This is a genomic window from Staphylococcus sp. GDX7P312P (assembly GCF_008385775.1).
Taxonomy (GTDB): Bacteria; Bacillota; Bacilli; order Staphylococcales; family Staphylococcaceae; genus Staphylococcus; species Staphylococcus haemolyticus.
In genome coordinates, this window is the sequence record NZ_VUKI01000010.1 from 1 (window position 1) to 16514 (window position 16514).

Sequence of the window (16514 nt, forward strand, 5' to 3'; positions counted from 1 at the left end):
TTATTTATGTCCCAGGCTCTTCTACTTTAGGTATGATTATTAATTATTCAGCTTCTCTAATCTCTGCATCTACATCTGCATAATCAATTTCTGTTTCTGTAAATGTTTTATTATTAACTGGGAAATGTTGTTCGAATGTTTCGAAATTCTGTATTTCAACAGTTACATCGTCTACTTCAAAGTCTAATACATGACCACCAAAGTTGCGATCATCATTAGCAAAGTGAATATGGAAGCCAGCTGATCCAATACCGTGGAATAATTCTGGAGTAAAGAATCCGATAATTGTTCCTTTAATATCTTCACGCGTTTCCTCTGGTTGTCTACGTGCTGAATCAATTAATCTAGTGTAAGGTGGCTCTTGTTTAGGCATCATGCGTACGTGCATTTTTTTAAACGTACCACTTATTTTCACTGCAGAGAATAAGTTATCACTTAACATATGTTCTTTAACTTCGTTTAACACTTTTTCAGAGTTTTTATTTGAAGTTTGATATGTTTGATCTGCTTCAAAACGAGTAATTGTTGCATATGGCGTCATTTCATCACCATTTAGTTTCTTAAACTCCTTATGCTCGTTAGCATGGAATGCTTCACCATCTAAAAAGATAACCTCACCATTAGAACCTGTTAATGTAGCTAGTCCTGAATCACCATGTTCTAATAGTTCATCGATAGACGCAGTTCCTTCTAATAGACCTGCCATTAATGTACCTAAAGTACCATGTTGATATAATACGTAACTCATTGAATATTCACTCCTATGTTTGTTTGACTAATAATTAATTTAAAGAATCTGGTAATACATTCGTTGATAATTTGATATTGTCTTTATAATTCACTGGGATATCAATTAATACAGGGCCTTCAGTTGCATAGCCTTCTTTTAAAGCCGCTTCTAATTCTTCTTGATTAGTAACACGTAACCCTTTTGCACCGAATGATTCAGCATATTTCACATAATCAACTGGTCCAAATTCAACTCCAGCTGAACGTTTATATTTCATTTCTTCTTGGAACTCTACCATATTATATTTACCATCATTCCAAATTAATTGGATGATGTTTAAATTTTTACGTACGGCTGTTTCTAAATCTTGACCTGAGAATAGGAAACCGCCATCTCCAGCTACTGACACAACTTGAGTATTTGGGCGCACTAATGCAGCTGCGATTGCCCAAGGTAAAGCAACACCAAGTGTTTGCATACCATTACTAAATAATAAATGTCTTGGATTGTAACTTCTAAATTTACGTGCCATCCAAATATAATGGCTACCTACGTCTACAGTAACAGTTGTATCGTCAGTTAGTGTTTTTTGCATTGTTTCAATAATTTCTAATGGATGCATTACGCCATCTTCATGTGTGTACTTGATACCTGTTGCTTCAATGACTTCTGCTCTCAAACGTTCTAAGTCATCTAAACGATTTTGATTAATAATAGGTTCATGCACATTTTCAGATAGGAGTTGAATTGTGCCTGCAATATTACCAATTAATTCTTTTTTAGGGCGTAAAAAGTTAGTGATTTCAGCCTGTACTTCATCGATAACAATGATTTCTGTATCTAATTCTTTATTCCAGTTACTTGCTTCGTATTCAATTGGATCATAACCAATTGCAACAACTAAGTCAGCTTTTCTTAATAATTCGTCACCTACTTGGTTACGGAATAAACCGACTCTTCCGAAGAAGTGATTTTCTAATTCACGGTTAAGTACACCGGCACCTTGGAATGTTTCAACAACTGGTAAGTTTGATTTAGCAACTAATTGACGAATTGCTTCAGTTTCTTTCTCACTTGAGCTTCTCATACCTACTAGCAACACTGGGAATTTCGCATGTTTTATAGCTTTGATAACGTCTTGAATATCTTCTAAATTTGGAACACCTAGTTGTGGTTGTTCACATAAATCAATTGCATTAGATGTTACTGGAGACTCAATAACATCTTGTGGGATACTAATAAAGCTTGCACCATTTTTACCTGAAGTCGCTGTACGAATAGCGTTTGTCATTACTTCAGATAGAGACTCAGGATCTTGTACTTCTGCGCTATATTTCGTAGATGATCTTAAAAGAGAAGCGTTATCTACTGCTTGATGCGTCATACGTAATAAATCGTTACGTTTAACTTGACCACCGATAGCTAACACTGGATCACCTTCTGAAGTCGCTGTTAATAATCCAGTTGTTAAGTTACTTACTCCAGGGCCACTTGTTACTAATGCTACACCTGGTTTACCAGTTAAACGACCGATACCTTGTGCCATCATGGCAGCATTTTGTTCGTGACGTGTCACAATAAGTTCTGGACCATCATCTTCAAGAGCATTAAAAAGATAGTCTATTTTAGCTCCTGGAATACCAAATACGTAATCTACATTATTATTTTTTAAAGTATCAATGACCATGTTTGCAGCAGAATAGTTTTCTTTAGTCATCTGAATTCATATCCTTTCAAGTTCCATTTTAAATTTTAATATTAAAAAGAAGCCACCTACATGTCTATTTTTTAAGGGAAAAAGAGGGAAAGACTTAGTTACATGAGTTGTGGCTTCTTTATATTTAAAGTTACTTCATTATTTCATTGTTGCTAGTAATCTCAGTTAGGGATACATATTTAAATGCGAGATGGGAGTCTTCTATCTATGTCAATGGGTGTAATAAATCATAAAGTTTAGCACTACTATGCTAATACAATATAAGGGGATGGATTTACTACACGAAATAGAAGCATTTAAATATGATGTAACTTTATTACATAACTAATTATAGTATGCGCTGAACTATTAATAAAATACATATTTTCGATAGAACCTATTCCATAATGGAATAGGTCAACAAACTTTAATTTTTTAGTAAAATACCACTAAATAAAGGTCTAATTACTTGACTTATTGAGTATTTTTAGTATGTTATTCTCAGTCAAAAGACCACTTTTTATATTTTAAGGATAATTTTACTCTTTTTTGTTGTTTTTATTTCTTATTAATCTGTTATAATCAAATCTATCATTTAAAATTTCCTTGTTACACTCTGTCATTTTATAAAAAGTAAGAAAACTTAAAATTTTCAGAAATTTTAGACAAAAATATAAAGTTTTGTGCTAATATAATAAATATTCCAGAGATAACAAGCTAATCTTATAACTCAATATATTAGTAAGTGGAGGTTCATAATTATGGCCAGTTTTTTCAAAAATTTAACTCGAAAAGAAGATCCCACAATCTATCAAAATAAAGATGGTCATTTAAAACGTACATTACGTGTTCGAGATTTTCTTGCATTAGGTGTTGGTACGATTGTATCAACTGCAATTTTCACATTGCCTGGCGTTGTAGCAGCTGAACACGCAGGCCCTGCCGTTGCATTATCATTCTTACTTGCAGCGATTGTTGCAGGTTTAGTTGCCTTCTCATATGCCGAAATGGCATCAACAATGCCTTTCGCCGGTTCAGCTTATTCTTGGATTAACGTTTTATTTGGAGAATTTTCAGGTTGGGTCGCAGGTTGGGCACTTTTAGCTGAATACTTTATTGCCGTAGCCTTTGTAGCATCCGGATTCTCAGCCAATCTAAGAGGACTCATTTCGCCATTAGGTATTGTATTACCTAAAGCATTATCGAATCCATTCGGAGCTGATGGTGGTGTCATTGATATCATCGCTGCTGTTGTAATCATTATTACAGCAATCATCTTATCACGTGGTATGTCTGAAACAGCACGTGTAGAAAACGTCTTAGTTATCTTAAAAGTATTTGCAATCGTATTATTCATTATCGTAGGTTTAACTGCTATCCAAGCATCAAACTATGTTCCGTTTATTCCAGAACATAAAGTGACTGAAAATGGTGATTTCGGTGGTTGGCAAGGTATTTATGCTGGGGTTTCTATGATATTCTTAGCTTACATTGGTTTCGACTCAATCGCTGCCAACTCTGCAGAAGCCATTAACCCGCAAAGAACAATGCCTCGTGGTATTCTTGGTTCATTAGCTGTAGCATTAGTATTATTCGTAGGTGTAGCACTAGTATTGGTTGGTATGTTCCATTACTCTAGATATGCAGGTAATGCTGAACCTGTAGGTTGGGCACTTCGTCAAAGTGGCCACGGTATTATCGCCGCTGTCATCCAAGCTATTTCAGTAATCGGTATGTTCACTGCTTTAATTGGTATGATGTTAGCAGGATCACGTTTACTTTATTCATTTGGTCGTGATGGTTTATTACCATCTTGGTTATCAAAATTAAATCATAAACATCTACCAAACAGAGCACTTTTAATTCTAACAATTATCGGTGTATTAATTGGTTCAATGTTCCCATTCGCATTCTTAGCACAACTTATCTCTGCAGGAACATTAGTCGCATTTATGTTTGTGTCTCTTGCAATGTATCGTTTAAGAAAACGTGAAGGCAAAGATTTACCAGTACCATCGTTTAAAGTACCATTCTTCCCTGTATTGCCAATAATCACATTTATTTTAGTATTACTTGTATTCTGGGGATTAAGTTTCGATGCTAAACTATATACTTTAATTTGGTTCGTAGTTGGTATCATCATCTATTTAAGTTATGGTGTTCGACACTCTAAGAAAAATGAAGAAGAAGACTACATTGTACCGAAAGATTAATATAATCAAATAAACTAGAAGAGGCTGGGATATCATTCCCACCCTCTTCTTTACGTATTACCAACCTTGACCATCAATATTATAGTTATCCAGTTGTCCATCTTGTAACGCTTGCAATGCATTCTCTATTGTATTTAACGCATAATCTAATTGTTCATACGTAATAACTAATGGTGGTTGGAAACGTAGTACATTACCAGCTACTGCAATCAATACAAGACCCTGATCAAAACAATAATTACATATTTTAAGTGCTTCTTCAGAAGCTCTCGTCTTAGCTTGTTTATTTGATACGATATCAATACCAATTGATAAACCTTTACCACGCACATCTCCAACGAAATCATAATCATTCACCCATTGATCCATTCGCTTGCGCACGTAAGCCCCTTTTTCAGAACTAGCAGTTAATAAATCTTCATCTTCAATCATACCTAATGTAGCTAAAGCCGCTTCACAACTTACAGGATTCGCACCAGTTGTAAATAGATGTGCCGGTGCCTCAAGTGTCTCTATGATTTCTTTACGTCCAACAATAGCTGACATCGGTAACCCACCTGCTAGTGATTTACCAAATGTAATTAAATCCGGTGTGAAATTAAAGTGATCAATTGAACTCCATGTACCAGTTCGCCCTAACCCCTGTTGAATATCATCTACAGCAATTAGAATACCATGTTCACGGCATAACGTTTCTAATGCCTCAAAGTAACCATCTACAGGTTCTAATAGACCTCCGTCACCTTGGATTGTTTCTACAACTATACAAGCCACTTCTTCCACTGGCACATATTTCGCAAACATTTCTTTTAATGGTGCAAGATACTCTTCAACTGTATTTGCATTAGGCTGCTCAAACATCCCTCTATATTTATCAGGGAATGGAATATGATAAAATCCATTCAATAATGGTCCATAGTGTTTGCGCATATTTAAACTAATGGCAGACATGGATAATGACCCAAATGTTGACCCATGATATGCATTTGTAAAACTAATAATGTAAGGGCGCCCCGTATAAGCTCTCGCAAATTTAATAATACCGTCATTCGCATCAGACCCACTTAATCCAAACGTTACACGCTTTTCATAGTCACCTGGAGCAATTTCACATAGCTTTTTAGATAATTTTACTGCTGGTTCATGATACATATATGCGGGTGTATAATGAATAAATTTCTCAGCTTGTTTCTTAATCGCTTCAGTAACTGGTTTAGGTGCGTGCCCTACGTTTTGTGAACTTGCACTTGATAATAAATCAATATATTCTTTACCATCCACATCTACTAGTGTCGCACCATAACCATGGTCAATGGCTAATGGATAATATTTTATTCTCCCTGATGCGGCGAAGTATTTCCCATCTTCATTAATTAATTCCTCTGCTTTACTCATATCGGCTCATCCTCCCAAGATAGACCATCCCTTTTGCTTCCCTCTATTTAAAAAGTTCTTCGGCCCTCTAAATAAACACTATTTAAGTGATAATATTCAATATCTTACTAATAATTGTCAGATTTGTAAATATTTTCTGAATAATCAAAAATAATTAAAGTTTGTAATTTTTGGTATTTATTATTTTATTTTTAAAAAGAGAGGCTGTGACAATATAAAATGTCGCAGCCTACTTTATCATTTTGTCAGTAGCTGACTGATTTGAAAATGCGCTTGAATCAAGCTTTTTTCAAACCTAGTCATCCTTGCCGGGGTAGGACAACGAAATAAATTTTGAGAAAATATTATTTCTGTCCTACTCCCAGTTTAATATGGATAATTATTTACTTTCGTATGGAATTACATCGTCTCCATATTCTTTCTTAATATAATCTTTAATTTCTTTCGATTGCATAACTTTTAATAATTCTTGGAACTTTTTATCATTTTTATGTCCTTCTTGAACAGCAATAATATTGGCAAACGGAGATGATTTACCTTCCATAACTATTGCATCTTTAGAAGGTTTTAAACCATTATCGATGGCATAGTTAGAATTCATAATCACTGCTGCTCCTTCACCATTTTTATATGTCTTTGGTAAAAACTCAGCCCCTTGTTGGTGATTGAATTTTAAATTCTTTTTATTTTCAGCGATATCTTCAAACTTAGCATCTTCAATTTTGACACCTTTTTTCAACTTAATGAGACCTTCATCTACAAAGAATGATAAAAATCGTCCTTCTTCCGCTGGATTATTTGAAACATAAATCGTTGAACCTTCAGGAATATCTTTTAGATTTTTATATTTTTTACTGTATACGCCCATTGGAGTTGTAAATACTTTACCTAATTCCTCTATTTTATATCCATGACTTTTCTTTTCAGCTTTTAAATAAGGTACATGTTGGAAGAAATTGGCATCTACATCACCTTTATCTAATAATTTATTTGGTACTTTATAATCATTGACTTCTTTAACTTCTAAATCATAACCTTTTTTCTTTAATTGTTCTTTAGCTTTCTTCAACACATCTCCATGGGGTGCAGGTGAAGCAGCAACCGTGATTTTTTTACTATCCTCTTTATCTTTGCCACATCCTGCCAATACAATAACTAAAACTAAAATACTTATCACACTTAACCATTTTTTCATGTATATCGACACCTCTTTTTTAATAAATGATTCAATTACACTTCAACTCTTAAATAGTTAGAAGACATAAAAAAATACTTTCTATTATTTAAGAGAAAGTATCGATACACTTTCTCTTATCTCTTAAAGTATTGTCTACTTTATGTGAATTAGCACCATTTCGTTTAACGACGGTTGCTGGGCTTCTTAGGGCACATCCCTCCACCACTCTTGATAAGAGTTAACAAGTTTTATTGAATTGATATCATATTAGCATTGGATTTTGTCTTGGTCAATATCATTTTTTAAATATTCTAAATTTTTAAAATGTGTGATTCATCTTGCCATAGGGAATAGCTTGTTAAACACATTTGAAGGATGGATATTTATGATACAATACAGCTACCACTTTCTTAGCGCATTGCTAATTAGCATTTTATTATTACTTATTATGTTTATTATGGATGTCGTAACACACACGACGCACCTAACTTTGTTATTGATCAATATCGATTTCATCGCTGACCCAAATCAAACACCACTGATTTTAGAACTATTGATTCATATTGTCATTGGATTTTTAATTTACATCACATTTCTAATTATTTATAAATTTTTCAAACCTTTTTACAAAATAAGTTATTTATTACTGATACTCATATTTCTAATATTATATCCATTACTTATTCTATTGGCACAACGTTCATTTTTCCAATTTAGTTGGACAGAATATGGCTTATGGATGATTGCACATTTGATTTTCACTGTTTGCATGGTATGGTCTATCCCTTACTTTTCTAAAAAGAAATGATAAGATAGCATCATTAAATTTAGTATCACGATTACTTATATTCATAAAAACTTTAATATTGTAAATCTAACTTTACAAATATGTCATTCTTTAAGCTAATTTAAAGTTTCAATATGGTTTACTTTAAAGCCCTATTTTAATTAATTCTGAGTGTTACACTAAGGCTGTAAACGATAAATAATGAAATGGGGTTTTCATTGTGATGAAGGTTTCTCTATTTGCGTCAACACTTATTTCAAGTACAGTATTATTAACTGCGTTTAGCGGACATCAAGCTTTTGCTGCTGATATCGTTACTAAGGATAACGCACAAGAAGTTGCTTCAGAGGCGTTATCAAATAGTGGAGGTAATCCAGATTTACAAAACTTTGGAAAAGCAATCGACAAAGGGGACTATTTTGAAATTAAAAGCCATAATAAAGCAAATGCTGGTTTAGGTGTTTATAAAGTTCATAAAAATGGCCAAGTCGAATATAAAAACGATAAATATAGTAACTTTAATCAACTTCAAAGTGGAGAAACATATGTTGAACACGGTATTGCAAATGCTGCTGAATTAGATGACCAAAAGGAAGAAGCATCTAAAATTAATTCTGTAGATTGTGCGCGTGAATTAAATTCATATTATGTCGGTAACGTTAAATCTAACGAAGTGCCTTCGTCTCAATCAGTAAAAAAACAAGAAAACCATGATAGCACTAACTCTCGATCTTCATTACCTGAAACTGGTCATTCAGACAGTGAACAATCCACTCAATTATTAGGTAGCATTTTCTTATTAATAGGCGGTGCGTTAGTAGCTAAACAATCTCATAAAAAAATCTCATAGAAAAAGGGAGTGGGACAGAATTCTTTTAAAATTCGTCGTCCCACCCCCGCAAGGATGACTAGAACTGAGAAAAGCTTGATTTAAGCGCCTTCTCAGTTCAGTCAGCTACTGCGAATTTGCTAAATAGCATTATTATATTATTTATGTCCCAGACTGCTTTTTTATTGATTGCTGTTCCCATTCTCTTCATTACTATCTTTTTTATTGTCGTCTTTATTGTCTTGCTGTTTTGTATCTTGCTCTACACCTTCTGGGTCACGTTCTTTCGCACTACCTTTTTTAGGATTATAGTTTGCACCTTCAGTATATTCGTTACCCGCATTCCATAGTAAGAATTCATTCACACCATTATCTTTTAAAGCTTGAACTTGCTCAGATACTGCTTTCGCATCATAATCAATATAATTACCATCACCTAAATACGATGCCGTGAAATCTTGAATCCATGGACGAGAAATTGGTTTTTTCTTACCAAGTGAATCTAGTAAACTATTTTCTTTTTGAATGTATCGATTTACTGTTTTGTACGGTTCTGTATCCGGAGCATCTAAACCAAAGTCACCGTTACTCCAATGTGAAGGATAAATCATTGATGAAATCGCATCTACATTTTCAGACATTTTAGGGAAACTTTGACCAATGCCTGGTGCGTTTTTAACTAATGCAGAATAGCCAAATACGTCTGCCGATACGTTAACACCCATTGGTTTCAACTCTTTATTAGCATGTTCTAAGAATTTTGTAATTGTATCAACACGTTGATCTCCTGAACTTAACTTGCTATTTTTGTAGTCACCCTTACTATAAGTTAAACTGTCTGCTTCATTTTCAAAGCCTTCTGGGAAACGCACATAGTCAAATTGGATATCTTGGAATCCAGCTTTAGCTGCTGCTTTAGCGACAGTAATATCATAATCCCATACTTCCTTCATGAATGGGTTAACAAAGCTATCGCCTTTACCATTAGTCCAAACTGACCCATCACTTTCTTTAAATGACCACTCAGGGTGTTCTTCAGCTAATTTAGTATCCTTAAATGTAACGATACGAGCAATTGGATAAATATTGTTATCATGCAATTTTTTCAACAATTTCTTACCATCTACAATATCTAATGTGTTCTTATCCACTTGTTTATTTCCTGTGTTAAGTTTCATTGTGATATTACCTTCATCATCTTTAACATCGATAACCATTGTATTTAATTTAGAATCTTTAATGAACTTAATTAATTCATCAATCTTATCACCTTGTGTCGAATTGCTTGTGACATAAATTCCTTTAACGCCATCTTTAGGGTAATCGACTTTATTCTCATTCTTGTTTTTGTCATTATTCTTTTTTAATTTCTCGCTTTGACTGTTAGTTTGTTCGTTCTTCTGGCTGTCCCCTTTTTGCCCGCTACTAGATGAATTATCACCATTACTGCACGCAGCGAGTAACAAAGCACTTGTTGTTAATACAGCAAATATTTTGTTCTTTTTCATTCCCTTAGCCTCCGAATATGCTTTTTATGTATAATTAGGTTCTCATTATTTAGAATAGTAAGCGATTTAAATAGTTTAATTATCCTAAATAAGAGAACCTAACTTTCTTATAGAATAGCATACTTTATGTACTATTAATCAATATGGCAAAATTTTATATAATAAATTATCTAATATTTGCATGCATTTAATTTTTTAAAATTAATGATACCCTGATTATGTTACAAGCGTTCTGAGATGGGAATTGTCTATCACGCATAAAAATAGAGTGTACAGAAAATGGTTACTTTCTACACACTCTATTTTTCGTATTCAACTAGTTATAAATTGTTAAATCTTTATATTCATCATCAAGGAGCTTTTTTAGTAGAACTTCTATATTATCTTCGCAACAATAAAGTCCATCTTTTATATTTAATTCTGTATCTTTATCAGAATTCGTTAACCAAATGGCAGCCATATTAACATTTAATGAACCCAAGATGTCATTTCTATAAGAATCCCCAATAAACAAGCACTCTTCAGGATTAACGTTTAGTCTAGACGTGACATTTAAAAATGCTTTAGGATCAGGCTTTTCGCAACCTATATTTTCAGATATAAAAATATTCTTTTCAAAAATTGATCTAATATCGAGATTATCAATTTTAGTATTCTGTTCTTTAAGCTTTCCATTGGTAAGTATGGCGATGTTTACATTTTCTTTTAATGACATAAGTAAATCATTCATTTTTCTATTAACAGTTATACTAGACAATAACTTAGTAAAAAAGGATTCGAAATACTCGTTGGCTTCTTCGCGAGAAATATTTATATCAAAATGCTGTAAAGTTTTAATTAGTCTTAACTCTCGCAATTCATCTAAGGTAATAACCCCTTCATCATGCTGTTTCCAAAAGTATAAATCATATTTTTTAAATAATTTCATAAAGTCACTATAATCTATATCTTTAAACAACGTATACGCTTCAAACGTATCTTTATTCGCTTTTATCCATAATTTATTAAAAGAAAATAGCGTATTATCTAAATCAAAAATAACCAATTTAACTTTTTTAATCATTACTCACACGCCTTTTTAAATGAATGAAGGTTAAAAAAACTCCCTACCTTTAAAACAAATGATAACATAAAACGAACTATTATTCACTTTTCATATAAATAGTTCGTTTTTATTCGTTTTTTATGTCTTTAATAATAAGAAACTATGTTAAATATTTGTAGGTGTTTTTTAAACCAATGACCATCTTGATGATTATGTTATAGGTTTTTGAGACGTGAATTACTTATAACCCATTTGATATGATCTTGCGTTTTCAGTTGTTGTAACTTGATGAATTCATTATTATTTTCAGGAAATTGCCACACATATTTTATAAATTCAAAACTAATTGTATTCGGATTACCCCCAATACGATGTCGTTTCAAATTGTGAATAATCACCCTTTTTATGACACGGTAAATACACTTCCATCTAGGTTCTTTTAACCATATAACGACAGTTGCTCTCTTCAACCTTAAAGGTAGTGTGTCCGAATAATTACCATCAATAATCCAAGTATTTTTAGCAATAATTTGATTAAGCTGTTCAATTAATTCTTCTCGTCTAATCGTCGTTTTGTTATCAATCCAATTGATGTTATCCATATGATATAAAGGTATGCCATACGTTTTATGTAGATGATGCGCTAATGTCGATTTACCAGAGCCTGGACTTCCAATAATTAAAATACGTTTTTCCATTTTCCCCTCACTTAATAAGATTTATTAACTTTATTATCGCTAAATGCGTCTAATTTATGAAACTATAAACTGTAAAATATGAATTTTCAATAAATATAAGTTTTATAACTTGAGAATGAGCTTTATTTTTATCATAATAAATATGAAAGTTAATTAAAGGAGTGGAAAGAGTAATGAATAAAGAACAATTAGAAAAAATGACAAATGGGAAAGGTTTTATCGCAGCATTAGACCAAAGTGGCGGTAGTACTCCTAAAGCATTGAAAGAGTATGGTGTAAACGAGGACGAATATAGCAATGATGACGAAATGTTCCAACTTGTGCACGATATGCGTACTAGAGTTGTAACTTCACCTTCATTCTCTCCAGACAAAATTTTAGGTGCTATCCTTTTCGAACAAACTATGGATCGTGAAGTTGAAGGCAAATACACTGGTGACTACTTAGCAGACAAAGGTGTTGTACCTTTCTTAAAAGTCGACAAAGGTTTAGCTGAACAACAAAACGGTGTTCAATTAATGAAACCTATCGATGATTTAGACGATACTTTAGACCGTGCGGTTGAACGTCATATCTTCGGTACTAAAATGCGTTCTAATATCTTAGAATTAAATGAACAAGGTATCAAAGATGTTGTTGAACAACAATTTGAATTCGCTAAAAAAATCATCGCTAAAGGTTTAGTACCAATCATTGAACCTGAAGTTAACATTAACGCTAAAGATAAAGCTGAAATTGAAGAAGTATTAAAAGCTGAACTTAAAAAAGGCTTAGATGCTTTAAACGATGATCAATTAGTAATGTTAAAATTAACTATCCCAACTAAAGCTAACTTATACAAAGAATTAGCAGATCATCCAAATGTTGTACGCGTGGTTGTATTATCAGGTGGTTACAGCAGAGACGAAGCTAACAAATTATTGAAAGACAATGATGAATTAATCGCAAGCTTCTCACGTGCATTAGCAAGCGACTTACGCGCTAGCCAATCACAAGAAGAATTTGATAAAGCATTAGGTGACGCAGTAGATTCAATCTACGACGCATCAGTAAATAAAAACTAAGGTGCGAAAGTGAGCGTTTAGGTTTTGAGCAGAATCGAAAAGTGAGCAAAACTGTTCTTCAAGTTTTGTTGAACTTTGAGTATTTCTGCCGAAAAACCTGCTCACTGTAGCCCGTTTATCATTCCGGCGAAGTGCTCTACAACTTCACTCGAATATTTAAAAGCCGACTGGTTATTTCAACCGGCCGGCTTTTCTAATATATTCTATTCTTGATTATGTGTTTGATGCTCCTCAAACAAATCCCCTACTTGATTGAAGAAATCGCCAAACGTTTTCGCCGCATTGTTACTAAACATTTTTTCTAAATTAGCTTGTGATTCATTTGCACTTTGTTCAGATGCTTCATACATATTTTCTTCATAGGCTTTTAATGCACTTTGTAAGTCAGCATGAACTTTTAACGCTTCAGCTAATAAATATGCATCGTAAAATGCCATATTAACGCCCTCACCCGCAAATGGACTCATTAAATGCGCAGCATCACCAATTAATGTTAAATTTGGTTGATTATCCCATTTAAACCCTATTGGCAATTTATAAATACGACGTAATAATAAATCATCACCTGCATATTCAATATATTTTTTTAAATCTTCATCCCAATCTGCAAAATCTTTCATTAACTGATTTTTAATTTCAGTTTTAGACATTGCTTTAAATTTATCAAATGTCTCATAATCCATTTTATAAGACATATAAACTTTAATACGTCCGTCGCCATTAACTTGTCCAAGTATTGCTTTATTATCTCCAAAGGCCATCATTTTACCATTTTTATTAAACCTTGCTAAATCGGGATATTGATTAAATACGTCTTCTACATTCAATTCAACCATTGAAATACCATTATATTCTACATCCACATTAGCCAAATATGGTCTTACTTTTGAAAAGGCACCATCAGCCCCAATAACAAAATTAAATGTTTCATTACTATCATCATCAAACGTCACTTCAATTTGTTCATTGTCTAAATATTTCAATGAATTAAACGCCTTATCATATATAACTGTGCCATCATTCAATTGTTCTGAAATAATATCACATAGTTCACCACGATCAATCTCTGGACGACCGCCTTCAATTTCAGGGTCTGCTGTTTCTTCATAATAAATGTTTCCAGCTTTATCTAATACGCGTGTGTCTTCACCTTCAAAACGTGCAAGTTCTCTAAATTTATCAATAATACCAGCTTCTTTTAGTGCCAATTGACCATTTTCTTCGTGAATATCTAAAGAACCTCCACGATGACTATTAATATTTAAACCTGCTTTTTCAAAGATTTTAACCCCAAATCCTTGTTGTTGTAAGAGAAGACCAAGCATCAATCCACCAGGCCCTCCACCAATGATACCTACATTTTTTACTTCTTTAATATTCATAACCCTTACCCCCAAATGATTATTTATAGAAACGTTCTAATTTTTGTTTAGTTTCCTCAATAAATACATTTAATTCTTTTTGTTTTTCTTCATCTTGTAATACGCTTTGACTTGCTTTCATAAATCCATGGAATAATTCTTGTAATTGTTCACGAGATGCTTTCATCTGTTCAAAATCTACATTTTTAAATTGTTCTAAGCGTTTTGTGAATTCATCTTGGTCTACATTCTCTTTTAAAAAAGTTTTACCTTCATCTGTAATTGTGTAGATTTTTTTGTTACCTTCTTTAGAAATTGATACAAAATCTCTATCTTCTAACATTTGTAAAATTGGATAAACTGAACCAGGACTTGGTGAATAGAATCCTTTGAAACGTTCTTCTAAATCCTTAATGATTTGATAACCATGACGTGATTCCTCTTCTAACATTTGTAAAATAATAAATTGTAGATTACCTTTTTTGAAAAATCTATCTCGACCTCCACCACGTCTTCCAAAACCACCAAATCCTCAAAACCTTGTGGCCCTTTACTTCTACCAAATTGTTCAAAATGGTCCATTCCTTGTCTTATATCTTGCAAATGTCTTCTAAACATCATTAAAATCACCTTTTCTTTTATATTTAATTAATTGCTTTTTCGATATATCGATATAATAAACGATATATCGAAATAATTATAATAAAAATAAATACTACCCTAACAAACCCTGTCAGAATAGTATTTACGTTTATTATTCATTATTAAATTCTTTGCTTGTGAGTTGCTCCAGATGACCGAATAATGGTTTCCACTCTTCAATGGTATAATTTGAAACCAATCCCTTATACCAAAATGGATCTTTCTCAAGTAATGTCATTAATTCGTCTCGATTTTTAACTTTAAATATTAAATAAGCTTCTTTTATATCTTTCCGCGCATTCACTGTAGGACCAGAAACGATTAAATGTCCTTGTTTAATTAATTTCTTCAAATATAAAGCATGTGGAACAACGTACTTTTTCCATCTTTTTAAATCAGTGTGTTCAAATTTTACGATATAGTGTTTCATCGAATGCTCCTCTAAACGTGAATCAATACTTTACCAAATTTACCTCCAGTGATAACAAGTACGGTATCGCCATATTTATCTCGTAAATAGTGTTCTACGCTTGCAAGTTGCTGTTCATCTAGTTCCACTTCTACTTCTTTTAACCATTGTGGCAATTGTTGCATCACATCTTCAATTGGTTTGTCATTATGTTGCGTATGGCGTTCGATTAATGTTTCATAAGTATAATCATTAAAGTATAACAACTGTAATAAATAATACATATCCGCCGTCATAGGTTGACTTTCTTCATCTAAAAATGCCACGACTTCATCGACAATTGAGTTTTCCTTAGGTCCTGCAATTAAACTGACATAAACATATTTCTGTGCAATATCGATTGCCTTGCTAACCGCTTCCCACGTCGTCACTGCTGGACACATTGACGCAAAAACTAAATCATGCTGCCCTAATTCTTCTAGCTGAGCATCTTCAAACGATTGATTTAATGTTTTAAGTGCTACACCGTAATGATTTGCATTATCTTTTAACATGTCATGTAAAATTGGCGATGGTTCCAACGCTGTAACTTTTGCACCTTCTTTAGCAAACGGGACACTAAACACTCCTGACGCAGCCCCTACATCTAACACACTTAAATTACTAAATGGACCTGTTTGTTGCTCAATCCAATTCATAATACGTTTCGTACGTTGCTGACTTTCTTCAGTAAAAGAATTTTTATTAAAGTTTTCTGCCCACTTTTCAAAACCTGGTGCCGATGGATCACCTAAACCTGCACGTTTCATCCTTTTATCCTGAGTATTAGAGTCAGCTTCCCACGCTTTCTCCCAATATTGATTACTAAATATATCTTTTGTCATAAGTAATCTCCTTTTTATTTGATACCCTCATCTTAACCACTCTTGTATAGTTCATAAACTAATTCGCATTCTTATT

14 protein-coding genes, 1 pseudogene and 1 riboswitch are annotated in these 16514 nt (G+C 33.0%); of the genes and pseudogenes, 4 read left to right on the forward strand and 11 right to left on the reverse strand.

The annotated features are described in order from the left end of the window. Nucleotides 1-43: 43 nt before the first annotated feature. Both budA and alsS read right to left on the reverse strand, forming a co-directional pair. Nucleotides 44-748 (reverse strand): acetolactate decarboxylase, encoded by a 705-nt coding sequence (gene budA / locus F1592_RS04155; protein ID WP_053016357.1) that lies wholly within the window; start codon nt 746-748, stop codon nt 44-46. Nucleotides 749-782: 34 nt separating this feature from the next. Beyond that, on the reverse strand, nt 783-2447 hold the full coding sequence (gene alsS / locus F1592_RS04160; protein WP_053016356.1) for an acetolactate synthase AlsS: 1665 nt from the start codon (nt 2445-2447) through the stop codon (nt 783-785). A 740-nt stretch (nt 2448-3187) separates the two neighbouring features. Between alsS and F1592_RS04165 the strand changes: the two genes are divergently transcribed. Further along, nucleotides 3188-4639 carry an APC family permease gene (locus F1592_RS04165; RefSeq protein ID WP_037551542.1) on the forward strand — a complete coding sequence of 484 codons (1452 nt, stop codon included), beginning with the start codon at nt 3188-3190 and terminating at the stop codon, nt 4637-4639. A gap of 57 nt (nt 4640-4696) precedes the next feature. Here F1592_RS04165 and F1592_RS04170 read toward each other — a convergent pair whose 3' ends face one another. Then, nucleotides 4697-6034, reverse strand: a complete 1338-nt coding sequence (locus tag F1592_RS04170; RefSeq protein ID WP_053016354.1) for an aspartate aminotransferase family protein — start codon at nt 6032-6034, stop codon at nt 4697-4699. A gap of 379 nt (nt 6035-6413) precedes the next feature. Next, nucleotides 6414-7229, reverse strand: coding sequence for a MetQ/NlpA family ABC transporter substrate-binding protein (locus F1592_RS04175; protein WP_053016353.1), 816 nt, complete (start codon nt 7227-7229; stop codon nt 6414-6416). Between the two features lie 113 nt (nt 7230-7342). After that, nucleotides 7343-7449, reverse strand: a riboswitch (SAM riboswitch). A gap of 147 nt (nt 7450-7596) precedes the next feature. Between F1592_RS04175 and F1592_RS04180 the strand changes: the two genes are divergently transcribed. Both F1592_RS04180 and F1592_RS04185 read left to right on the forward strand, forming a co-directional pair. Next, nucleotides 7597-8019, forward strand: coding sequence for a hypothetical protein (locus F1592_RS04180; protein WP_053016352.1), 423 nt, complete (start codon nt 7597-7599; stop codon nt 8017-8019). Between the two features lie 202 nt (nt 8020-8221). Beyond that, nucleotides 8222-8848 (forward strand): cell surface protein, encoded by a 627-nt coding sequence (locus tag F1592_RS04185; protein ID WP_223197212.1) that lies wholly within the window; start codon nt 8222-8224, stop codon nt 8846-8848. A gap of 161 nt (nt 8849-9009) precedes the next feature. On the opposite strand, the gene F1592_RS04190 is transcribed toward F1592_RS04185, so the two are convergent. From F1592_RS04190 to F1592_RS04200, 3 genes are all read right to left on the reverse strand, one after another. Next, nucleotides 9010-10335 carry a putative glycoside hydrolase gene (locus F1592_RS04190; protein WP_053016350.1) on the reverse strand — a complete coding sequence of 442 codons (1326 nt, stop codon included), beginning with the start codon at nt 10333-10335 and terminating at the stop codon, nt 9010-9012. A 316-nt stretch (nt 10336-10651) separates the two neighbouring features. Further along, on the reverse strand, nt 10652-11398 hold the full coding sequence (locus F1592_RS04195) for an HAD family hydrolase (protein WP_053016349.1): 747 nt from the start codon (nt 11396-11398) through the stop codon (nt 10652-10654). A 197-nt stretch (nt 11399-11595) separates the two neighbouring features. Next, nucleotides 11596-12078 (reverse strand): AAA family ATPase, encoded by a 483-nt coding sequence (locus F1592_RS04200; protein ID WP_053016348.1) that lies wholly within the window; start codon nt 12076-12078, stop codon nt 11596-11598. A 173-nt stretch (nt 12079-12251) separates the two neighbouring features. Between F1592_RS04200 and F1592_RS04205 the strand changes: the two genes are divergently transcribed. Further along, nucleotides 12252-13142: a fructose bisphosphate aldolase gene (locus F1592_RS04205; RefSeq protein ID WP_011274776.1), complete on the forward strand. Its 891-nt coding sequence runs from the start codon at nt 12252-12254 to the stop codon at nt 13140-13142. Nucleotides 13143-13345: 203 nt separating this feature from the next. On the opposite strand, the gene F1592_RS04210 is transcribed toward F1592_RS04205, so the two are convergent. From F1592_RS04210 to F1592_RS04225, 4 genes and pseudogenes are all read right to left on the reverse strand, one after another. Then, nucleotides 13346-14524 carry an FAD-dependent oxidoreductase gene (locus F1592_RS04210; protein WP_149809758.1) on the reverse strand — a complete coding sequence of 393 codons (1179 nt, stop codon included), beginning with the start codon at nt 14522-14524 and terminating at the stop codon, nt 13346-13348. A 19-nt stretch (nt 14525-14543) separates the two neighbouring features. Then, a pseudogene (locus F1592_RS04215) lies at nt 14544-15121 on the reverse strand (PadR family transcriptional regulator). Nucleotides 15122-15257: 136 nt separating this feature from the next. Next, nucleotides 15258-15575 (reverse strand): YciI family protein, encoded by a 318-nt coding sequence (locus F1592_RS04220; RefSeq protein ID WP_053016346.1) that lies wholly within the window; start codon nt 15573-15575, stop codon nt 15258-15260. 11 nt (nt 15576-15586) lie between these two features. Further along, nucleotides 15587-16438, reverse strand: coding sequence for a class I SAM-dependent methyltransferase (locus F1592_RS04225; RefSeq protein WP_053016345.1), 852 nt, complete (start codon nt 16436-16438; stop codon nt 15587-15589). Nucleotides 16439-16514: the final 76 nt, after the last annotated feature.